Annotated in this window: 25 protein-coding genes and 1 other RNA gene; 15 read left to right on the top strand and 11 right to left on the bottom strand. The window is 55.8% G+C overall.

Features of this window, described 5'->3' with window-relative positions:
* The first annotated feature begins 13 nt into the window (after positions 1–13).
* The 9 genes from ribH to ribA all read left to right on the top strand — a co-directional run bounded on the left by ribH (position 14) and on the right by ribA (position 6037).
* Positions 14–487, top strand: coding sequence for a 6,7-dimethyl-8-ribityllumazine synthase (ribH, locus tag Q354_RS0118970; RefSeq protein ID WP_027858988.1), 474 nt, complete (start codon positions 14–16; stop codon positions 485–487).
* A gap of 6 nt (positions 488–493) precedes the next feature.
* Positions 494–958, top strand: coding sequence for a transcription antitermination factor NusB (nusB, locus tag Q354_RS0118965; protein WP_027858987.1), 465 nt, complete (start codon positions 494–496; stop codon positions 956–958).
* Positions 959–965: 7 nt separating this feature from the next.
* A complete protein-coding gene (gene thiL / locus Q354_RS0118960) occupies positions 966–1931 on the top strand; it encodes a thiamine-phosphate kinase (protein ID WP_027858986.1) in 966 nt (321 codons plus the stop codon).
* Positions 1928–2407, top strand: coding sequence for a phosphatidylglycerophosphatase A family protein (locus tag Q354_RS0118955; RefSeq protein WP_027858985.1), 480 nt, complete (start codon positions 1928–1930; stop codon positions 2405–2407). The genes thiL and Q354_RS0118955 overlap by 4 nt, the downstream gene beginning before the upstream one ends.
* 101 nt (positions 2408–2508) lie before the next feature.
* Entirely contained in the window at positions 2509–2718 is a 210-nt protein-coding gene (locus tag Q354_RS0118950; RefSeq protein ID WP_027858984.1) for a hypothetical protein, read from the top strand.
* A gap of 106 nt (positions 2719–2824) precedes the next feature.
* The gene (locus Q354_RS0118945; RefSeq protein ID WP_027858983.1) at positions 2825–3136 is read left to right on the top strand and encodes a PepSY domain-containing protein; all 312 of its coding nucleotides are present in this window, start codon (positions 2825–2827) and stop codon (positions 3134–3136) included.
* A gap of 128 nt (positions 3137–3264) precedes the next feature.
* Positions 3265–3933: a response regulator transcription factor gene (locus Q354_RS0118940; protein ID WP_027858982.1), complete on the top strand. Its 669-nt coding sequence runs from the start codon at positions 3265–3267 to the stop codon at positions 3931–3933.
* A gap of 14 nt (positions 3934–3947) precedes the next feature.
* Positions 3948–5300, top strand: a complete 1353-nt coding sequence (locus Q354_RS0118935) for an ATP-binding protein (protein ID WP_245601090.1) — start codon at positions 3948–3950, stop codon at positions 5298–5300.
* Positions 5301–5422: 122 nt separating this feature from the next.
* Positions 5423–6037, top strand: coding sequence for a GTP cyclohydrolase II (gene ribA, locus Q354_RS0118930; RefSeq protein ID WP_027858980.1), 615 nt, complete (start codon positions 5423–5425; stop codon positions 6035–6037).
* A gap of 70 nt (positions 6038–6107) precedes the next feature.
* Here ribA and dxs read toward each other — a convergent pair whose 3' ends face one another.
* Genes dxs through Q354_RS0118915 form a run of 3 tightly spaced genes read right to left on the bottom strand, consistent with a single transcriptional unit; the run spans position 6108 to position 9013 of the window.
* The gene (dxs, locus tag Q354_RS0118925; protein WP_027858979.1) at positions 6108–7886 is read right to left on the bottom strand and encodes a 1-deoxy-D-xylulose-5-phosphate synthase; all 1779 of its coding nucleotides are present in this window, start codon (positions 7884–7886) and stop codon (positions 6108–6110) included.
* Positions 7886–8767 carry a polyprenyl synthetase family protein gene (locus tag Q354_RS0118920; RefSeq protein WP_027858978.1) on the bottom strand — a complete coding sequence of 294 codons (882 nt, stop codon included), beginning with the start codon at positions 8765–8767 and terminating at the stop codon, positions 7886–7888. Before Q354_RS0118920 ends, dxs begins: the two co-directional genes overlap by 1 nt.
* 3 nt (positions 8768–8770) lie before the next feature.
* Positions 8771–9013, bottom strand: coding sequence for an exodeoxyribonuclease VII small subunit (locus Q354_RS0118915; protein WP_027858977.1), 243 nt, complete (start codon positions 9011–9013; stop codon positions 8771–8773).
* Positions 9014–9324: 311 nt separating this feature from the next.
* On the opposite strand from Q354_RS0118915, the gene pomA reads away from it, so the two are divergent.
* On the top strand, positions 9325–10080 hold the full coding sequence (gene pomA, locus Q354_RS0118910; protein WP_027858976.1) for a flagellar motor protein PomA: 756 nt from the start codon (positions 9325–9327) through the stop codon (positions 10078–10080).
* A 22-nt stretch (positions 10081–10102) separates the two neighbouring features.
* Positions 10103–11038 carry a flagellar motor protein MotB gene (locus Q354_RS0118905; RefSeq protein WP_027858975.1) on the top strand — a complete coding sequence of 312 codons (936 nt, stop codon included), beginning with the start codon at positions 10103–10105 and terminating at the stop codon, positions 11036–11038.
* Between the two features lie 77 nt (positions 11039–11115).
* Here the strand turns inward: Q354_RS0118905 and Q354_RS0118900 are convergent, their stop codons facing one another.
* The 6 genes from Q354_RS0118900 to smpB form a co-directional block, all read right to left on the bottom strand.
* Positions 11116–11421, bottom strand: a complete 306-nt coding sequence (locus Q354_RS0118900; protein WP_027858974.1) for a c-type cytochrome — start codon at positions 11419–11421, stop codon at positions 11116–11118.
* Between the two features lie 251 nt (positions 11422–11672).
* On the bottom strand, positions 11673–11882 hold the full coding sequence (locus Q354_RS0118895) for a hypothetical protein (RefSeq protein WP_027858973.1): 210 nt from the start codon (positions 11880–11882) through the stop codon (positions 11673–11675).
* A 113-nt stretch (positions 11883–11995) separates the two neighbouring features.
* Positions 11996–13435, bottom strand: coding sequence for an exonuclease domain-containing protein (locus tag Q354_RS0118890; RefSeq protein ID WP_051560340.1), 1440 nt, complete (start codon positions 13433–13435; stop codon positions 11996–11998).
* Positions 13432–14256 (bottom strand): polyphosphate kinase 2 family protein, encoded by an 825-nt coding sequence (locus tag Q354_RS0118885; protein WP_027858971.1) that lies wholly within the window; start codon positions 14254–14256, stop codon positions 13432–13434. Before Q354_RS0118885 ends, Q354_RS0118890 begins: the two co-directional genes overlap by 4 nt.
* Before the next feature lie 280 nt (positions 14257–14536).
* Positions 14537–14894: a transfer-messenger RNA gene (gene ssrA / locus Q354_RS28025) on the bottom strand.
* A gap of 49 nt (positions 14895–14943) precedes the next feature.
* Entirely contained in the window at positions 14944–15420 is a 477-nt protein-coding gene (gene smpB, locus Q354_RS0118880; protein WP_027858970.1) for an SsrA-binding protein SmpB, read from the bottom strand.
* A 343-nt stretch (positions 15421–15763) separates the two neighbouring features.
* Between smpB and Q354_RS0118875 the strand changes: the two genes are divergently transcribed.
* The 3 genes from Q354_RS0118875 to Q354_RS0118865 all read left to right on the top strand — a co-directional run bounded on the left by Q354_RS0118875 (position 15764) and on the right by Q354_RS0118865 (position 17953).
* Positions 15764–17110 (top strand): sodium-dependent transporter, encoded by a 1347-nt coding sequence (locus tag Q354_RS0118875; protein WP_027858969.1) that lies wholly within the window; start codon positions 15764–15766, stop codon positions 17108–17110.
* An 81-nt stretch (positions 17111–17191) separates the two neighbouring features.
* Positions 17192–17623 (top strand): type II toxin-antitoxin system RatA family toxin, encoded by a 432-nt coding sequence (locus Q354_RS0118870; RefSeq protein ID WP_027858968.1) that lies wholly within the window; start codon positions 17192–17194, stop codon positions 17621–17623.
* A 12-nt stretch (positions 17624–17635) separates the two neighbouring features.
* Positions 17636–17953: an RnfH family protein gene (locus Q354_RS0118865; RefSeq protein ID WP_027858967.1), complete on the top strand. Its 318-nt coding sequence runs from the start codon at positions 17636–17638 to the stop codon at positions 17951–17953.
* A 9-nt stretch (positions 17954–17962) separates the two neighbouring features.
* Here the strand turns inward: Q354_RS0118865 and Q354_RS0118860 are convergent, their stop codons facing one another.
* Complete coding sequence (locus Q354_RS0118860) at positions 17963–18292, bottom strand: outer membrane protein assembly factor BamE (protein ID WP_027858966.1); 330 nt, start codon at positions 18290–18292, stop codon at positions 17963–17965.
* Positions 18293–18374: 82 nt separating this feature from the next.
* Here Q354_RS0118860 and fur point away from each other — a divergent pair, with 82 nt between their 5' ends.
* The gene (fur, locus tag Q354_RS0118855; RefSeq protein WP_027858965.1) at positions 18375–18794 is read left to right on the top strand and encodes a ferric iron uptake transcriptional regulator; all 420 of its coding nucleotides are present in this window, start codon (positions 18375–18377) and stop codon (positions 18792–18794) included.
* A 76-nt stretch (positions 18795–18870) separates the two neighbouring features.
* On the opposite strand, the gene recN is transcribed toward fur, so the two are convergent.
* Entirely contained in the window at positions 18871–20538 is a 1668-nt protein-coding gene (recN, locus tag Q354_RS0118850) for a DNA repair protein RecN (RefSeq protein WP_027858964.1), read from the bottom strand.
* Positions 20539–20596 lie beyond the last annotated feature (58 nt).

The raw sequence follows: 20596 nt of genomic DNA, 5'->3' as shown, positions 1-20596 counted from the left end.
GGAACTGATTACTATGGCAGTTACAACCTTTGAAGGTGACTTTGTCAGCGGCGACGGCAAATACGCCATCGTCGTCGGTCGTTTTAACGCATTTGTGGTAGAGAGCCTGTTGGAAGGCGCGATGGATGCTCTGACCCGCCACGGCGTTAAAGAAGAGAACATCCGCGTCATTCGTGTACCGGGTGCATTTGAGATCCCGCTGGCGGTGCAGCGTGTAGCCGCACAGAAGCAGGATGATGCAATCATCGCGCTGGGTGCCGTGATTCGCGGTGGTACGCCTCATTTTGAGTACGTATCCGGCGAAAGCTCCAAGGGCGTACTGCAGGTCTCTATGGAACATAACCTGCCGGTGGCGAACGGAATCCTGACCGTCAACAGCATCGAACAGGCAATCGAGCGTTCCGGCACCAAGATGGGCAACAAGGGTGCCGAAGCAGCCCTGTCCGCGCTGGAAATGGTTAGCCTGCTGCGTAAGCTGGAGGTTTAAGGCCAGATGAGCGACTCCCCTAAATCTGGCAAGAAGAAAAACCTGACTGCCATGCGCCGTTCAGCCCGCAGCTTCGCGCTGCAGGCCCTGTATTCCTGGCATATGGCAGGCCAGCCGCTGACTGAGCTGGACGCACAGTTCCGGGTTGAATACGACATGCGCGATACCGATATGCAGCTGTTCTCTGAACTGCTGCACGGTGTGGCTGCACGTAAATCGGAACTGGACGGCGAATTCAGCGGCTTTATTGATCGTAGCCTGGATGAGCTTGATCCAATCGAGCTGACCGTGCTGCGTATCGGTACTTTCGAGCTGATGCAGCGCATACAGGTGCCTTACCGCGTTGCGATCAACGAAAGTGTAGAGCTGAGCAAGAAGTTTGGTGCCACCGACAGCCACCGTTACGTCAATGGTGTACTGGATAAAGTGGCACAGCACGTACGTCAGGCCGAAGTTAAAGCGAAACGCTGAGGTTCTGATGGCACTGGGCGAGTTTGAGCTGATCCGGCGTTACTTTGTCACTGGTCAACAGCATGACAGCGTAGCGCTGGGCATCGGTGATGACTGCGCCCTGCTGCTGCCTCCGGCCGGAGAGCAGCTAGCCGTTTCGATCGATACTCTGGTGGAAGGTACCCACTTTCTGCCGGGGACCGATCCCGCATTTATCGCCCGCCGCTTACTCGGCGCGGCAACCAGTGATCTGGCCGCCATGGGCGCTCAGCCTGCCTGGCTGACCCTGGCCCTGACACTGCCCCACTCTGATCCTCTGTGGCTAGAACCCTTTGCGGCGACACTCGCGCAACAGGCCCGTGAGTACGGCCTGGTTCTGGTCGGCGGGGATACCACCCGCGGCCCGCTGGCGTTGTCTGCTCAGGTACATGGATTTGTGCCGCCGGGGCAGGCGCTGACCCGGCGCGGCGCCAAACCCGGTGACCTTGTCTGTGTCACCGGTACGCTGGGCGACAGTCGTGCCGGCCTGGAAACCCTGTTAAGGGATGAGGCCGACAGCGCTGCGATCAGTCACCTGCGCCAGCGCTTCTATCAGCCGGAACCGCGCCTCTCGACAGGTATTGCCCTTAGGGGCATCGCAACCTCCTGCATCGATATCTCTGATGGACTCAGTTCTGACCTGAGCCATATCCTGCAGCAGTCTGCCTGCGGCGCCAGGCTGGAGGCCGCTGCGCTGCCCCTGTCTGACGCGCTGCAGCACTATACCGAGCTGAATAAGGCCCGGGACTGGGCTCTCAGTGGCGGTGAGGATTTCGAACTCTGCTTCACGCTGCCACCCGCGCAGCGAGCCGTGCTGGATCGCCTGCCCGTCAGGGCCTCGGTGATCGGAGAGGTCTCCCGGGGGGAGGGCATTGTTCTGGTCACAGACAGCGGCGAGCAACGCTTAACCGCGGCCGGATTTGATCATTTTGATAAGGATACCCACTGCGGATGAATAACGTTCCTGCCAGCGTCTGGCGCAACCCGATCCATTTTCTGGCCTTTGGGCTTGGCAGTGGTGCCGCACCTTTTGCGCCGGGAACCTTCGGTACCCTGGCTGCTATCATCCCCTGGTTCTGGCTCAACACGCTTTCCCTGCCGCTGTACCTGTTGTTGATCGTTGTGGCGACCTTGGTGGGGATCTGGCTCTGCGGCCGGACGGCGGACGATATCGGTGTCCATGATCACGGCGGCATCGTCTGGGATGAGTTTGTCGGCTTCTGGATCACCATGATTGCCGCCCCTGCGGGCTGGGGCTGGTTGCTGACCGGCTTTGTGCTGTTTCGCCTGTTCGATATCCTCAAACCCTGGCCGATCCGCTGGGCAGATAAAAAGGTCTCAGGCGGCTGGGGTATTATGCTGGATGATATTCTGGCCGGTATCTATGCCTTTCTGCTGCTCCAACTCATCGTAGTTATTACAGCGCATTAATTAATCGCTAACCGATATAAGCTGGTCAGGCAGGTTTCAGCTTAATTTCAGTTACTGTGGTTAACGTTAAGTTCGAAGGTCTATAAACCGGAGAACGCGTTATGAATAGCATTAAACGACTGACGCTAGCCCTGATTGCCGGCTCATTACTGGTTGCTCAGGCTCATGCTGCTGCGCTATATCCACTGGACCCTGCTTTCAGCCCGCGTGAAGGGCATATGGCAGCACAGGAAGGACCTGATTCGACTTTTAATGTCCACGGTGGCACTCTCAGAGACTCCAGTGGTGGCGAAATCAATGCGTATGACTAATACGTAGCACAATTTAGTCGCAGACCGGCCCGCCGGGGCGGGCCTTAAAGCGTTACTGGTTGCTTTGCAAGGATGGGCGCCTGGTATGTGACTGAGGGAGGTATGCATGTTAAAACTGCGCCATCTGGCGATTATCAGCTCGGTTCTCCTGCTGCAGGGGTATACGCCGACGCTGCTGTCTAAAGATATGGATCGCCTCGACTATCAGGCCTGCCGTACGCTGGTAGAGGAGGGCGAGATCCTGTCTATGTCCGAACTGATGGCCCGGGTTCAGGCGCTGACCAGTGGCCGTATGCTCGATACGGTACTGCTTAGCCGGGACGGCAGGTATGTCTACGAAATGGAAGTAGCCGGTAATGACGGAGTCATCCGGACAATCTACGTGGATGCCACAACCGGTTCCCTGCTCACACGATAACAGGCATCCCGGCAGCCATTGAAATCCCGGGCTGCCTGATTGTCTCCGCTCAGCTAAAATTTCCCTATATCCTTATTATTCCTCCTGTATATCAGGTGCCTGTCAGATATTTCGCAAAGGAACAGTAGATGCGTATTTTATTGGTAGAAGATGACCCGGTTCTGGGGCCGGATCTGCGTACCGAACTAACCAAGAGTGGCTATGCCGTCGATCTGGTCGACAACGGTGTTGATGCCGAGGCGATGGGGTTTGAGGATATCTATGACCTGGCCGTGCTGGATCTGGGCCTGCCGCAGCGTCCGGGGCTTGAAGTGCTGCGCAACTGGCGCGGGCGCAAGAATAATATACCGGTGTTGGTGCTGACCGCTCGCTCGGCCTGGCAGGAGCGGGTGGATGGCTTTGAAGCCGGGGCTGATGATTACCTGGGCAAACCCTTCCATACCGAAGAGCTGCTGGTGCGCATGACAGCCCTGCTGCGCCGCTCCCATCAGCAGGTCAGTTCACAGCTGGAGGTTGAAGGGCTGGCGCTGGATGAGAAAACACAGTCGGTGGTACTGTCAGCGGGTGATGAAGTGGCCCTGACCGGGACGGAATATCGCCTGTTGCGCTATTTTATGCATAACCCCGGGCGTGTGCTGTCCAAGCTGCAGCTGGTCGAGCATCTCTATGATGACGGCGCTGAGAATGACAGCAATGTGATTGAGGCCTATATCAAGATGCTGCGTAAGAAGATCGGCAAAGAGCGTATCCAGACCAAACGCGGACAGGGCTATATCTTTGTCGCGACGGTCGGCTAACGGGTAGGGTTATAGTGAAGTCCATTCAGACCCGTCTCAACCTCGCTTTTGTGGCGATCTCCCTGATCGCCTTCGTCGTGCTGTGGTTTTCGATGCAGTGGTTTCTGCGCCAGACCGCCTATGAATCTGTTTCCTCCCGCCTTTCCAGTGATGCCTTCGCCCTGTTGCGTGCCGTCGAGATGGATGACCGTGGCGAGTGGCAGATGAATCCGGAAAAGATCGATCCGGTCTATCAGCAGCCGATGTCCGGCCACTACTTCCAGCTTGAAGTGAATGATGACTGGCACTTCTCCCGTTCGCTGTGGGATGCCCGTATTCCGGTCGGTGAAGGGATGCCGGTCGGGCAGGAAAATGTCCGCCAGATCACGAAAGACGGCAAGCCCTGGCTGATCCTCGACGAGCGCTTTATGAAACAGGGCCGCAGCATGCGGCTGGTGCTGGCAGAGGATGTCAGCCGGATCGAGCGGTCACTGAACCAGCTCGGCTGGCTGGTGGCGGGTATCGGTATGCTGTTTCTGGCTGGCATGTTGCTGATTCAGGTGGTGGTGATCCGGCGCGGCCTCTGTTCGCTGGTGGACGTCCAGGAGCAGATCTCGCGGCTGAAGCAGGGGGAAATACGTCAGTTACCCCACGCCGAAACCTCTGAAGTCGAGCCGCTGGTTACCGAAATTAATTATCTGGTGCAGTCGATTGAGCTGCGCCTGCAGCGTTCGCGCAATTCAGTTGGCAATCTGGCGCATGCCGCTAAGACGCCGCTGACGGTGATCGATCGCCATATTGAGGCCCTGCGACAGAAACAGCCGGCCTGTGCCGATGCCATCGCCGAGCAATCCAAGACCCTGCGTGACCTGATGCACCGGGAACTGACCCGGGCCCGCATCGCCGGGGCGGCATTGCCCGGACAGCGGGTCTACCTGAGTCAGGAGCTGGAAAAGCTGGAGCGTACCCTGAAAGCGATCTACCGCGAGAAGGCGATCCACTTTCAGAACGATATTAATGAACAGGCGTTTTTCCCCGGTGAGCGGGACGACCTGATGGAACTGCTGGGTAACTTGCTGGATAACGCCTGTAAATGGACCACCGACAAGGTTCGCATCTCTGCCGAAAGCACCGAGCAGTGTGTCAGTATACTGGTGGAAGATAACGGGCCGGGGATTGCCGAAGAGCAGCGGGATCGGCTGATGGCACGGGGAGAGCGGCTGGATGAGTCGACCGACGGCCATGGCCTGGGCATGAGTATCATCAGTGATATTGTGAAGCAGTATGGCGGCGTGATGGTGCTGGACCGTTCTGAGCGCCTCGGCGGACTGCGGGCACGGGTGCGTTTCCCTAGCCATTGCGACGCCAAAATAGCCAATAGCGCTTGATCCGGCCCTGTAAGGCACAGGATAAGCATTTATTTGTTAAAGGCTTGTAATATAAAAAATAGGCACCATCTATGGTGTAGTTGCTGCTAAGATATGCGGCCTGAGAATTTGAGGTTAGTTGAGTGTCAGTTAATTACGTCGCCTCATGTAAGCTGCCGACTCCCTGGGGAGTGTTTCAGATGGTGGGCTTTGAAGACGAGGTCACCGGCAAAGAACATGTTGCCCTGGTTTATGGCGAGCCCGATGGCTCAGAGCCGGTTCTGGCTCGCGTTCATTCTGAATGTCTCACCGGCGATTCGCTGTTCAGCCTGCGCTGTGACTGTGGCTTCCAGCTGCAGGAAGCGCTGAAGCGTATCAGCGAAGCGGGCGAGGGCGTGCTGCTCTACCTGCGTCAGGAAGGGCGGGGTATTGGCCTGCTGAACAAGGTGCGTGCTTACCACCTGCAGGATGGCGGCGCTGACACGGTCGAAGCCAACGAACAGCTGGGCTTTGAAGCTGATATGCGCGATTACAGCATGTGCGTACCGATGCTGGAGCATCTGAGAATTGCGCAGGTGCGGTTGATGACCAATAACCCGCGTAAGGTGAAGGCACTGGAGAAATTCAATGTGCGTGTCGCCGAACGGGTGCCGTTGCAGGTCGGTAAAAACCGCCATAATGAAGACTATCTGGCTACCAAGATGGGTAAACTGGGGCATATGATGACCGAGCACCATTTCCGGGATGACGCTGAATAAGCGTTGACCCTGGCCACAAAAAAGCCCTGTTCCGAATGCCGGAGCAGGGCTTTTTTGTGGCTGAAATCCGTTATCCCGTCAGGCGTTGACTGATCGCGGCACTGATACCCGCAGCATCCAGCCCGCATTCAGCCAGCTGCTGGCCACGGCTGGCATGCTCGATCCAGCGATCCGGAATACCCAGTTGCAGCAGCGGCATAGTGAGTCTGCTCCGATGCAGGTACTCCCCGACAGCAGAGCCTGCGCCGCCCTGTATGGCATGATCCTCCAGCGTCACCAGCAGTTCATGACTGGCCGCCAGCTGCTCGATACGGGCATGATCAAGGGGTTTGACAAAGCGCATATCCACCAGCGTATAGCCCTGCTGTTGGGCGACCTGGCGAGCGGCAGGTAACAGCGGGCCAAAGTTCAGGATGGCAGCCTGTTTGCCTGCCTTAATCAGGCGGCTCTGGCCCAGTTTAATCTCCTGCATCGCCTGACGCAGCGGGAAGCCCTGCGAATTGCCGCGTGGATAGCGCACGGCGGCACAGCCCGGATAGCGATAGCCGGTATAGAGCATATCGCGCAGTTCCTGATCATCCGAGGGTGTCATGATCACCATCTCCGGCAGGCAGCGCAGGTAGGCAATATCAAACACCCCAGCATGGGTCGAGCCATCTTCCCCTACCAGTCCGGCACGGTCGACGGCCAGTAACAGATCCAGCTGCTGGATAGAGGCGTCATGAATCAGCTGATCATAGGCGCGCTGCAGAAAGGTGGAATAGATGGCAACCACCGGCTTGCTGTGGCGGCAGGCCATACCGGCTGCCAGCGTCAGGGCGTGCTGTTCGGCAATGGCGACATCGAAAAAGCGCTCCGGGTAGCGGGCTTCGAAGGCCAGCATATCGGAGCCTTCCGACATCGCCGGGGTGATCGCGCACAAGCGTTTATCACGATCGGCCATATCACAGAGCCACTGGCCGAAGATATTGGCCCACTTGATGCGTTTAGGCTCGGGGGCCTTCTTGATCGGTTCTATCTTGGTGATCGCGTGGTATCCCACCGGATCGGCTTCGGCGGGTTCGAAGCCTTTACCCTTGCGGGTACTGATGTGCAGAAACTGCGGGCCGGGACTGTTCAGGGCATACTTCAGTGCCGGAATCAGCTGGGCCAGGTCATGGCCATCCACCGGACCGGTGTAGTGGAAATCCAGTGCCTCGAACAGTGCCGCAGTGGTCTCACCCGGTGTCCGGTTTTTCAGGTTCCTGGCCAGATAGGTGGCCAGGCCGCCGGTATTGTGTGAGATCGACATCTCATTGTCATTCAGGATCACCAGCATATCAGCGCCGGTATGTCCGGCGTGATTCAGTGCCTCAAACGCCATCCCGGCCGTCATGGCCCCGTCGCCGATCACAGCGACTGATTTATGCTGCTTGCCCTGCATACGATCGGCCAGGGCCATGCCCAATGCTGCGCTGATCGAGGTGCTCGAGTGGCCGGTGCCGAAATCATCGTAGATGCTCTCGGCCCGTTTGGGGAATGGGGCCGGTCCCTGCTTCTGACGGATTGCAGGCATCTGCTCACGGCGACCGGTGAGAATCTTATGGGGATAGCACTGATGCCCGACATCCCAGACCAGGTGATCATCCGGCGTGTGCAGCAGGTAGTGTAGGGCGACGGTCAGCTCGACCACGCCCAGCCCGGCACCAAAGTGCCCGCCGCTCTGGCCTACGCTGTACAGCAGGTAGGCACGCAGCTGCTCTGCCAGTTCGGGGAGCTGCTCGACAGGCAGCTTTTTCATATCAGCCGGAGACGCAATAGCGTCCAGCAGCGGTGTCAGCGGCCGGCTCAGGGGGATTTCATGGAACATCAGTGATCGCGTTCTACGATATAGTCAGCCAGCTGACGCAGGGGATCGGCGTCCGTACCGTATGACTGCAGCGCTTCATGCGCCTGTTGCTGCAGCTGCTTCAGTCTGGCTTTAGCACCTTCCAGCCCTAGCAGCGCGGGATAGGTGGGTTTATTCTGGTCCAGGTCAGAACCCTGGGGCTTACCAAGGGTCTCGGTATCACCCTCAATATCAAGGATATCGTCTTTTACCTGAAACGCGAGGCCGATGGCAGCACCGTAGCGCCGCAGGCTTTCAATATCTGCAGTCGTGGCTTGCGTGCTGGAGATAGCGCCCATCTCAATGGCGGCGCTCAGCAGGGCTCCGGTCTTGTGACGATGCATCGCCTGTAACTGCTCGATACTGAGGGGTTGTCCGACATGGGCCAGATCAAAGGCCTGCCCCACCACCATGCCGCGGTCTCCGCTGGCGATCGCCAGTGTTCTGATCAGCTGCAGCAGGATCGCCGGATCGGCTGCAGTGTCATCGCTGAGCAGCTCAAAGGCCAGGCACTGCAGGCCGTCACCGGCCAGTATTGCGGTCGCCTCATCAAAGGCGATATGGCAGGTGGGTTTGCCGCGACGCAGGTCGTCGTCGTCCATCGCCGGCAGATCATCATGGACCAGCGAGTAGCTGTGAATACATTCGATTGCCGCTGCGGCACGATCAGCCTGCTGCAGTTCACCGCCCAGCAGCTGGTTAACCATATAGACCAGTACCGGACGTACCCGTTTACCCCCATTAAACAGCGAGTAAGCCATTGCCTCCTGCAGGCGCGGTTCGATACTGTCGCGTCGGATGCTCGTTTCCAGATAGCGATCGACACGCTGGTGGTACTGCTGCAACAGGTTTTTCAGAGACACGGGTCAGGCATCCTCATCGCTGGCAAATGGCTGGCTGTGCAGTTCGCCGTTTTTCTCGACCAGCATCTGCACTTTCTGTTCAGCCTGTTCAAGAATCTGCTGGCATTCGCGCGTCAGTTTAACCCCCTCTTCAAAGGCGCCCAGCGCCTCTTCCAGGGAGAGATCACCCTGTTCCATACGGCCGACCAGACCTTCCAGTTCGGTCAGTGATTGTTCAAAGTCCGGGGCTTTCTTTTTGCGCGGCATTACAGCGTCCTGAGTGGTGAAAGGCACCAACGTTACCTAAGGCCACAGGCAGAATCAATTGGTTTGCGGCAGCGGACTGGGCTGGCCTGCTCTCTGGCTGCTGGATATTAGTCGCGCCCCCGGTCAGTGTTTTACCTGAGCTTGATGGTGTCCCTCAGCAATGCCGCGCCGGTATTCGCAGATTCCTTGGCATAAATCTCGGTTAAACGTATGTTTGTAGCGTGCCAGTTGGTTAAATTTTGTTATGATTGTTCACTGCAACTGTGGCCGCGATATCGCGTTCATGAAGCTACTTGTAAGAGGATAGGTGAGTGGATTTAGCTACGCTCATAGGTTTGCTCGGAGGCTTTGGCCTGGTTATCGCCTCAATGGTGACGGGTGGTGATGTTGGCGTATTCGTCAATATTCCGTCCCTGATGATCGTTGTCGGCGGTACGCTTTTTGTCGCAATGATGAAGTTCACTCTCGGTGGCTTTCTCGGCGCAGGTAAAGTGGCCGGTAAAGCGTTCATGTTCAAATCGGTCAAGCCGGAAGACATTATTGCTGAAACCGTTGAACTGGCTGATGCTGCCCGTAAAGGCGGACTGCTGTCGCTGGAAGATAAGCAGGTCAGCACCGACTTTATGCAGCGGGGTATTCAGCTGCTGGTGGATGGGCATGATCCGGATGTGGTTCGCACCCTGTTATCTAAAGAAACCAAGCTGGCCCAGAGCCGCCATGACCTCGGCATCGATATGTTTAAGGCGATGGGGGATGTGGCACCGGCAATGGGGATGATCGGTACGCTGGTTGGTCTGGTACAGATGCTGTCTAACATGAGTGACCCGAAATCGATCGGTCCGGCGATGGCGGTAGCACTGCTGACAACGCTGTACGGGGCGATTGTGGCCACCATGATGGTATTGCCATTCGCCGATAAGCTGGCGGTACGTAAAGATGAGGAGGCGCTGAATCAGGCGCTGACAATCGATGGTCTGCTGGCTATTCAGGCGGGACAGAACCCGCGCGTAATCGAACAGATGCTGAAGAACTACCTGCCAGAGAAAAAGCGTGCGACTGAAGGTTGATGCGGCGCTGGAGATATAGTCAATGAGTGACGATAGCGAAGACGAATGTCCACCGTGCCCCGCGGGGTTACCGGGCTGGCTTGCGACTTTTGCGGATCTGATGTCGCTGCTGATGTGCTTCTTTGTACTGCTGCTCTCGTTCTCCGAGATGGATGTACTGAAGTTTAAACAGCTGGCAGGCTCCATGCGTGAAGCTTTTGGTGTTCAGAATCAGATCAAGGTCGAGGATATCCCCAAGGGTACCTCGATTATCGCGCAGGAATTCAGCCCTGGCCGGCCGGAGCCGACACCCTTGAATGAGGTGCGGCAGATGACGGTCAACAATGATATGAATACCCTCGATATCCGATCGAAGGAGGGCGAGAGTGATTCGCCCGACAAGGAGAAAGGCCAGGTTCAGGAGATGCTCAAGAATATGGAGCAGAAAGCTGAACAGGAGGCGGTGATCTTCGCCACGGCGCTGTCTCAGGAGATCGGTATGGGCACCGTAGAGGTGGAGAAAGAGGGGCGCAAGATTATCGTGCGTATCAAGGAGAACGGCTCTTTTGATTCGGGCTCGGCTGAACTGCGTTTCGAATCGATCCCCGTTTTGGCAAAAATCCGCGATATTCTGCTGGGTACCGAAGGCAAGGTGGTGATCGAAGGTCACTCCGATAATATCCCTTATAAGGGACGCCGCTTTGAGTCCAACTGGGATCTGTCGGCAACCCGGGCCCTGGCCGTCGCCCATGAGCTGTTCAGTGATACCCGTATGGACCAGAGTCGTTTCACTGTCTCAGGGATGGCGTCGACTAAGCCGCTGGTACCGAACGACACGCCTGAACAGCGTGGTAAGAACCGCCGGGTGGAGATTATTATTCAGAAGGGAGACGACCTGGAGTCGCTTGAGAAGCTGAACGCATTCGGCAACGGCGAGACTCCGGACCTGATGAATCTCAAGCCGGATGATATTTTCTAGGCGTTAGCGTCACAGAATCCCGAGACACAAAAAACCCGGCGCAGGCCGGGTTTTTAGTATCTGCAGCAGCGGACCGATTACTTGGAGTTGTTTACCATGTATTCGATAGCGCTTTTCAGCTCGCCGTCGTTGCAGTCCATGCACAGGCCTTTAGGTGGCATTGCGCCTTTGCCTTTCTTCGCTGTTTCCAACAGTGCGTCAGTTCCCAGGGCCGCGCGTGAGCTCCATGCAGCAGCATCGCCCAGCTTAGGTGCATTTGCTGCGCCGGAAGCGTGGCATACGGCACATTTGGTTTTGTAAACTTCTTCGCCAGTACGGTCAGCCATAGCAGCGGCAGGCATCAGCAGCGCAGCTGCAGTAGCCAGGATCAGAGCTTTTTTCATCATGTTTTCCTTCAGTGCTCACAAGTGAAAGTTCGCAGAGGCGGGAGTCGTTTTCCGTCAGCGAGAGTAGCATTGCTGACAGTGTCAGACCTTTGGCCTCCGTAACTCCAGCCTTATTGTAATGCTGGCAGGAGTTTAGGCAAAAGCGACTACTAGTGTAAATACACAAATCCGGGTGAACAATGACTGAACAGCTAGTGCTTAAGGTCTGATACCAAAGGGTCTGTTACCGATCTCCGGTGTCGATCCTCTTAGCGCTGACTGCCCAGGCACATCGCATATTCTGCCTGGCTACGCTGCAGATTACGTGCTTTTTTCTGCGCTACGCGATCAGATTTATGGGCTGCAATTGCTTGATCCATAAGGTTTTTTGGTGCCGTTACCAGGCTACGGATATCTTCGATGGAGTAGCCGTCGCGCAGAAGTTGTTCCAGCTGCGCCTTTAGATGGTGATGTGTCATCTATATGTCCTCTTCTTTGTAGTGGGCATATAGTGCGGGTCTGATATTTCAGGGATATTGCAATTGGCGCTTATTTTGACCCCGGTCAAATTGCGCCGGAAAATAGCCTGCTGTTATTCGAATACAATGAGCTGCTCGCGCTCCAGCTTTCGCATCTGTTGCTGCAGGATGCGGTAGCAATCCAGATCGAAGGGCGAATGCTCGGCAGCGCTGAGTCTTGATTCTGCTTCGCTCAGTTTGCTGACTGCCCCCAGATAGTGCCACTGGTTAATCAGGTGCCAGCACTCCAGAGAGTTCTCCTGGTTGTATTCATGAATTGCGATCGCGCCTCTGAATGGCCACCAGGCGATCTGAATGCTACGCAGGCTCAGCATCAGCTGTTGGTTAAACTCCGTCGTGGTCTGTTCGCCGGTACAGGCCCCTCTGCACTGTTTCAGCTGATAGCCAAAGCAGGGGCCGGGGCCTTTTGCCAACCCGCTATGGATCAGGCAGAGGTGGTGTTTTTTAGCCAGACCCTGCAGGGCTTCACGGGCATTCGATGCTTTCTTGAAGATGCCGTAGCAGTGCTCGATCCCCTTATGCAGGCTGTCGTTGAGGTCGATCAGACGGGGCTGCAGGAAGCCTTCCGGGGTGGGTTGCAGATACCAGCTGAACTGGTGGCGACTGCGGCGCAGGCGGCGGTTGTAGACTGGCTGGCGCTGCTTAATCAGTTCTGATTCCAACAGCAGTGCGGACAGCTCCCCGGCGCAGGGGATATGTTCTATACGACGGGTTTGCTGACTCAGCTTCATCTCTTTGTTGCTGCGCAGTGCCTCTGAGAAGTGTGATAGCACCCGCTCGCGCATATTGATGCTTTTGCCGATATATAGCAGGGCGTCATTTTCGCCGTAAAACAGGTAGACCCCCGGCGTGGCTGGAATCTTCCCGATCATCTCTGCGTTGATCTCCGGCGGCAAGTGAGTTTCGCGCCAGCTCTGACGGGTCAGTGTCTCCAGCTCCGTCAGACCATAGTGCAGCTGCCATTGCTGCCATAGCTGAGCGACCAGCAGGCAGTCACCCAGAGCCCGGTGACGGTCCTTGCTCTCGATACGGATTGGCCAGCGTTGCTGCAGCGCATCCAGGCCATGCTTGCGCTGCTCAGGTTCCAGGCTGCGGGCCAGTCGCAGGCTACAGAGGTGGCGCTGGCTCAGGGGCGTTCCTTCCCGGCAGAAGGCGCGGTTCAGAAAGCCATAGTCAAAGCGGGCATTGTGGGCGACCAGTATACGGCCTTTCAGCTTCTCTCTGATTTCGGCGGCCATCTCAGTAAAGTCCGGAGCGTCGTCTACCATAGCCTGGCTAATACCGGTCAGGTTCCTGACAAACGGCGGAATGGCGATTCCGGGGTTAAGCAGCTGCTGCCAGTGCTGCCAGCCCTTGCCGTTTTCGTACCAGACCAGGCCGATCTCGATGATCTGGTCCGTGGTGAGTGAAGGGCCGGTGGTCTCCAGGTCAACGAAAATGAGCTGGTCGGTAAGTTGGTCTTCGGCTGCCGGGGAGGATAGTTGCTTGATCAACGCGGCCTGATCCCCAGTTGTTCACAGGCCTGTCGGATCACTTCCGGATCCAGCGGGGCGGGTGTGATGTCGATGTCTTCGGCCAGCCTGTCCGTAACATATCTGAGTACTTCAATGCGGGCGGACCATTTATGATTGGCGGCGATGATCTGCCACGGGTTGTTCAGGGTGGAGGTATGCCGGAACATTTCGTTGCTGGCCTGTTCGTACTCTGCCCAGCGACTGCGGTTGCGAATATCTTCGGGCGTCAGTTTCCAGTGCTTTATCGGATTATTCAGGCGCTCTTCAAAGCGGCTGAGCTGTTCGTCAGGATCGATATGCAGGAATAGCTTGATAATGCGGACACCGTCGTCGCTGAGCATGCGTTCATACTCGTTGATCTCCTGATAGGCGCGTTGCCATTCAGGCTTTGAGGCGAAGCCCTCAATCCGCTCCACCAGGACGCGGCCATACCAGGAGCGATCGAATATCGCGAAGCTGCCTGCATTAGGCAGCCGCTTCTGAAAGCGATACAGGTAATGCTTGCTCTGCTCATCGGCTTCCGGGGCCGCTATCGGGTGTACCCTAAAGCCACGCGGATCCAGCTTCTCAGTCAGGCGCCTTATAGCGCCGCCTTTACCGGAGGCGTCCCAGCCCTCAAAGACAATAATCGCCCGGTGCCCCTGTTGGTGATATGCCTGTTGTACCTGCAGCATTCGCTTCTGCAGCTTTTTCAATGTTTTCTGGTAACTATCCTTATCAGGCAGGCGGGTGTGCTGCAGCATCTCATAATCGAGGCAGGGTGCGGTATCAGGGAACTGAATAGTCGAGGGCTGGTACATGGTCAGATAGGTTTTCCCGGCTGAAGGCTCTCTGCACGAGTATACCGGGATGCCTCAGAGGGGCAATCAGGCTGTGGATCTTTTCAACTGACAGTCTTGCAGGGGCGCTGAGGGCCTCTGCAGTCATTGTGAAGATGCCCCTCCGCTGCTGATAAGGCTGCCGGGGTTCACCTTCATCAGTCTTCCGCAATCTGATGTAGCCAGAGGGCAACGGCTATCAGGACGGGACAGCGGGCACAAAAAAGGCCATCCTGTCGGATAGCCTTCTTTGTATGGTATTTGGTGGAGGTGGCGGGTTTCGAACCCGCGTCCGCCAATCCGCCGCCACAAGATCTACATGCTTAGGCATCTCTACTCAATTAACCCATCACGACCCGAGAGCCAGGGTGTTTAGGGCGAGCCTCTTTAAGTTTTAACCGTTTGGCTTGAGACAAAGCCGCCGGGCGAGTCTACAAATAATGACACCATATAATCTCAGGTCATAGACGCCCTGAGCATGGCGTAGCGGCCCTTAGGCTGCTAGTGCGTAGTTATCGTCGTTAGCAACTATAACTGTGTAGTGACGGATTTACGAGATTCACTACAAACTCGACATGCACCTGAGGTTTTGTAACCAGCGTCGAAGCCAAGTCACCCCCATATACCAGCCAGTATAGCTGGTTTAAGCCTAAGAAAATACAGCGTTTTTTACTTTGCTGCCAGAATACGCTGCTTCTGACGGTTCCAGTCACGCTCTTTTTCGGTTTCACGTTTGTCGTGAAGCTGCTTACCTTTTACAAGGGCAATCTCACACTTAACGCGGCCCTGTTTCCAGTAGAGCGCCAGGGCTACGCAGGTATGGCCTTTGGCCTGGGTTGCGTTAACCAGTCGGTCGATCTGCTGTTTATGCAGGAGCAGTTTACGGTCGCGTAGCGGATCAGCCACCACATAGTGGCAGGCCGTCTTCAGTGGAGTGAAGTGCGCGCCGACCAACCAGGCCTCGCCACCTTCAAAGATCACGTAAGAATCGATCAGCTGAGCGCGTCCTTCGCGCAAACTCTTAACCTCCCAACCAGTCAGCACAAGGCCCGCCTCGAATTTATCCTGAATGTGATATTCGTGACGTGCTTTTTTGTTCAGACAGATGGTGTTGCCACCGGATTGGGATTTCTTTTTCTTAGCCATGGCGGGGGATTATATAGAGCCGGAGGGGTCAGGAAAAGCGCCGCTTTGGCCTTTGTTACCGTAGTACTACGTAATTTTGCAGGAAAGTTGCAACTGGTATGACTGTAGAGGTTGCGCTGGCGGATAATATTTGGACAATCTGCGCCCTTTCGTGGGTTGGCTGGCGACTCTAGTTGCGGTTTTAGGGGGACATCTGGACTGCGGCGGGTCGACTAAGTTAGGGAAGTCGGTGAATGTGTCATTGCTGGTATTAGCTGCCAGTCCCGGAGACATCGCCCTTGGTATGGCCAATACTACGTTGTGCGTAAGATTAATGACTTAAATAGTAGAGATAACTATAACCATGCAAGAGAAGCAGTCTATCCATGGTGCCTGGGCTAACCGCTGGATCTTTATCCTGGCGGCAACTGGCTCGGCCGTCGGTCTTGGTAATATCTGGAAATTCCCTTATATCACGGGCGAGAACGGTGGCGGTGCCTTCGTTCTGATGTACCTGTTCTGTATTTTGCTGGTCGGTGTGCCAATCATGATGGCGGAGGTCTTCATTGGCCGTCGTTCCCGCCAGAGCCCGATTAACGCTATGCGTGATCTGGCAATAGAATCCGGACGCTCGCCGAACTGGTCGCTGGTCGGGATCATGGGCGTACTGGCCGGTTTTATGATCTTTTCCTTCTACTCTGTCGTTGCCGGCTGGGTTTTGCACTATATCGCGCTGATGGGTTCCGGCGATATGGTCGGCGTAGGTGTTGAGCAGGCGGGCGAGATCTTTAACGGCTTGCTGGCCGACTGGCAGACCCTGCTGATCTGGCACACAGTCTTCGTAGTGATGGTGATCGCAGTTGTCGCCGGTGGCGTGAACAAAGGTCTGGAACGTGCTACCCGCATCATGATGCCAGCCCTGTTCGTATTGCTGCTGGTAATGCTGGGCTATTCCATGAGCACTGACGGCTTTGCACAGGGTTTCGACTTCCTGTTCCATTTCGATCCGTCTGAGCTGTCTGGCGAAGCGGTACTGGTTGCCCTGGGGCATGCTTTCTTTACTCTGTCACTGGGTATGGGATCGATCATGGCGTACGGCTCCTATATGCCGAAGAAAGCCAAAATCGGTAGTACGGTACTGACGATTGCGGCGATGGATACCATCGTGGCTCTGATTGCGGGTTTGGCCATCTTCCCGATCGTATTTGCCAACTCAATGGATCCGGGCGCAGGCCCGGGCCTGATGTTCGTAACCCTGCCGGTGGCTTTCGGTCAGATGCCGGGTGGTCAGATCTTTGGCTTCCTGTTCTTCGTACTGGTCGGTGTTGCGGCCTGGACTTCGGCGATCTCGCTGATCGAGCCTGCAGCGGCCTTTATGGTAGAGAAGTTCGGCCTCAAGCGTCTGCCGGCCTGTATTATCCTGGGGCTGTTGGTGTGGGGGCTGGGTATCACCTGTCTGGGTGCCTTTAACTTCATGTCTGACTTCACTCTGTTCGGCAAGAACATGTTTGACCTGCTGGACTACGCAACCGCGAATATTATGCTGCCGCTGGGTGGTATCTTTATCGCAGTGTTTGCGGGCTGGTTCGTTAAGCAGCATGCCAGCAAAGAGGAACTGGGCTTGTCTGATGGCGTCTATAAACTGTGGTATGTGCTGGTACGTTTTGTGGCACCAATCGCAGTGGGCATCGTCTTTTGTCTGAACCTGTAAGTTAAGTTGACGTTGAGACCTCTGAAATAGCGTGGCAAAGAGCGTATAATCTCGCGCTACTTGAATTGACGAGGTCTCAGTATGACGCAGGTTGAGCGCAGTGCGCTTGTGCTGCACACCGCAGAGCAGATGTTTGATCTGATCAATGATGTGGAATCCTATCCACAGTTTCTGCCATGGTGTGCAGCAGCTGAAGTGATCAGTCGCAGCGAGGATGAACTCGTTGCGACCTTACATCTGGCCAAAAGCGGCCTCAAATACAGCTTCACTACCCGTAACCGCCTGAAGCGTCCGCTTGAAATGACGCTGGAACTGGTGGACGGGCCTTTCTCTTCCCTCTCAGGTGTCTGGACCTTTACTGTGCTCAGTGAAGAAGCGTCCAAGGTGGCCCTGAACCTTAATTTTGACTTCTCCGGTAAGCTGACCGGGCTGGCGATGGGTAAAGTCTTTAACCAGGTCGCAAGTTCAATGGTGGATGCCTTTGTCAGCCGCGCCGACAAAATCTACGTCTGAGGATTTAGCATCATGATGGTGGTGGAAGTGGCGTTTGCCCTGCCGACAGAGCAGAAAATTATCGCTTTACAGGTGGATGAGGAGTGCACGGCCTATGAGGCGGTGATTAAGTCCGGCATCGTGGAGGTGTATCCTCAGATCGATCCTGAAAACGATCCGATGGGGATCTTTGGCAAGTCGATCCGGGACCCTAAAACCACGGTATTGAAAAATGGTCAGCGGGTTGAGATCTACCGGCCGCTGATTGCAGATCCTAAGGAAGCGCGGGCAAAACGCGCAGCCAAGATGAAAGCTCAGAAAGAGGCTGAAGAGAAGGCTGCACGAGACTGATTCGCAGAATCAGTTGCCGGGTGAGGGGCGGAAGTCGCCGTTGAGTGAACTCAGCTTGTCACCCTCAAAGAACAGGCGCAGTTGCTGCTTTTCATAGCTGCCGTCGCCTTTCTGCAGGGTATAGATGTAATCCCAGCGGTCGCTATGGAAGCTGTCTTCCACCAGTGGCGAGCCCATTACAAAGCGGACCTGGCGCTTGGTCAGTCCGGGTTTGAGCTGGTCGACCATTTCCTGAGTAATAACATTGCCCTGAGGGACATCAATCTTATATACGCCGGGAAAGCCTGAACAACCTGCCAGAAAAGCAGTTAAAAAAAGGCTAACAAGAAGTTTTTGCATCTGAAACTGGCTTCCACTATCGTCTGTAAACGCGGATAATAGAGTTTATCACTCCGTGTTATGAACAGTATAGAGAATTATTATGGCGCTCGAAAACCAGGAGTTACGCAAAGCAGGTCTGAAAGTTACCCTGCCACGTGTAAAGATTTATCAGATTTTGGAACGGGCTGGAGAGGGTGACCACTTCAGTGCGGAAGACATCTATAAGCTATTGATGTCTCAGGGAGAAGATGTGGGCCTGGCGACCGTTTACCGGGTGCTGACTCAGTTTGAGGCAGCCGGCCTGGTACACCGTCATCACTTTGAAGGTGGGCACTCGGTGTTTGAGCTGGCGCGTGATGAGCAACACGATCACATCGTCTGCGTTAAATCCGGCAAGGTAAAAGAGTTTAATGATCCGCGCCTGACCGAACTGCTGGACGAAATTGCTGAAAGCCTCGGCTTCACCGTGACTGACCGTACGATCTACCTGTACGGTATCTTTAAGGGTGATGACGAGTAAATCTCTTTCGGGCGTCTGAAGAAGCCAGCATCTGCTGGCTTTTTTAATGCCTGCAAAAACCCTGTGTTTTGTTGGGTCACTCGAATCCCAGCATCTCACGGGCGTGCTCAACTGAGCGGGTCGTGATATCGATACCGCCCAGCATCCTGGCAATTTCCTGTACCCGACGGTCGCTGTCCAGCTGATTGATACGGGTCTGGGTATTGTTGCGCTGAGCTTTCTTACTGACGAACAGGTGCTGGTGTCCCTGAGAGGCAACCTGTGGCTGATGGGTAACGCAGAGGATCTGTGTGCGTTCACCCAGTTCACGCATCATGCGTCCAACCACCTCTGCGATGGCTCCGCCGATCCCGACATCGACCTCATCGAATACCAGGGTAGGGGTCGAGCTGGTTTGAGCGGTGATCACCTGAATGGCCAGGCTGATTCGTGATAACTCACCGCCGGAGGCGATCTTTGCCAGAGGCTTGGCGGGTAATCCCTTGTTGGTGCTGATCAGAAACTCAATCTCTTCAAAGCCGTTGGCACTAAGTTCGGGCTGCTCTGTGCTTTGCAGAGCGATGGTAAATTCTGCGGCGGGCATGCCCAGGCTATGGAGTTGCTGATCGATCAGCCTGCCGAGCTTCCGGGCTGCTTTGGCGCGTTTGTCTGTTAACTTGTGGGCGGCTTCTGCACCGCTCTGACGAGCCAGGTTTACCTCTTCCTGTAGTTGTTCCAGTTCTTCGTCGGAGCGACTCAGGCCGCGCAGCTCCTCCAGCAGGCCGCGATGAAAGTCTGCCAGTTGTTCCGGCAATAGACGGTGCTTGCGGGCAATCTCGTAGATGACGCTGAGGCGCTCTTCCACCTCTTGCTGACGTGAAGGGTTCAGCTCGACGCCGTTGAGGAAGTGGCGCATCTCATGACCGGCTTCTTCGATCTGAATCTGGGCGCTGTTGATCATCTCGGTGACCTGCGCCAGGGCCGGAGACTCACTGTTGATCCCTGCCAGCAGCTGTTGGCAGCGGTTCAGCATCTGCAGGCAGTTATCGCCATCGCCTTCGCAGGCGATCTGTAACAACTGGTAACCCTGATTCTGTATATCACCGGCGTTCGCCAGTAGTTTTTGTTCCTGCTCCAGGGACTGTAGCTCGCCCTCCGCAAGCGCCAGCTGGTCAAGTTCCTCAATCTGGTAGCTGAGCAACTGAACCCGGGCGGCCTGTTCGGCACTTTGTTCCGTCAGCTGTTTCAGCTCGTTTCTGAGCTTACGCCACAGATTAAAGCGCTTGCGGACGGAGTCGGCCAGCGCCTGGCTGCCGGCGAACTGGTCCAGCAGGGTACGGTGGTGCTCTTTGTGCAGCAGGCGCTGATGTTCATGCTGGCCGTGGATATCGACCAGGTACTGACCCAGTTCGCGTACCGCGCTGATCGGATTGGGGCGGCCGTTGATGTAACAGCGCGAGCGGCCTTCACGGGTGATCACCCGACGCAGGATGCATTCCCCTTCCTGCTCCATCTCATTCCGCTGCAGCCAGAGTCGGGCTTCCGGAATCTCGCGGATCTCAAAGCTGGCGATGATCTCGGCCCTTTCTGCGCCCGGCCGCACGGCACCGCTCTCTGCGCGGGCGCCCAGCGATAGCGCCAGGGCGTCCAGCATGATCGATTTACCGGCCCCGGTTTCGCCGCTGACCACGGTCATACCGGCGTTGAGTTCGAGATCCAGTGCTTCAACGATAGCGTAATTTCGGATAGTGAGCTGGCTGAGCATCTTTGAATGCCTGTTTTTTTATACAGTGTTTTTTACTGTATAAGGTAAATTTGAATGA

Source organism: Marinobacterium jannaschii DSM 6295 (genome assembly GCF_000620085.1).
Classification (GTDB): domain Bacteria; phylum Pseudomonadota; class Gammaproteobacteria; order Pseudomonadales; family Balneatricaceae; genus Pontibacterium; species Pontibacterium jannaschii.
Note: the sequence above shows the minus strand (reverse complement) of the source record. Positions and strands in the feature narration are given on the sequence as shown.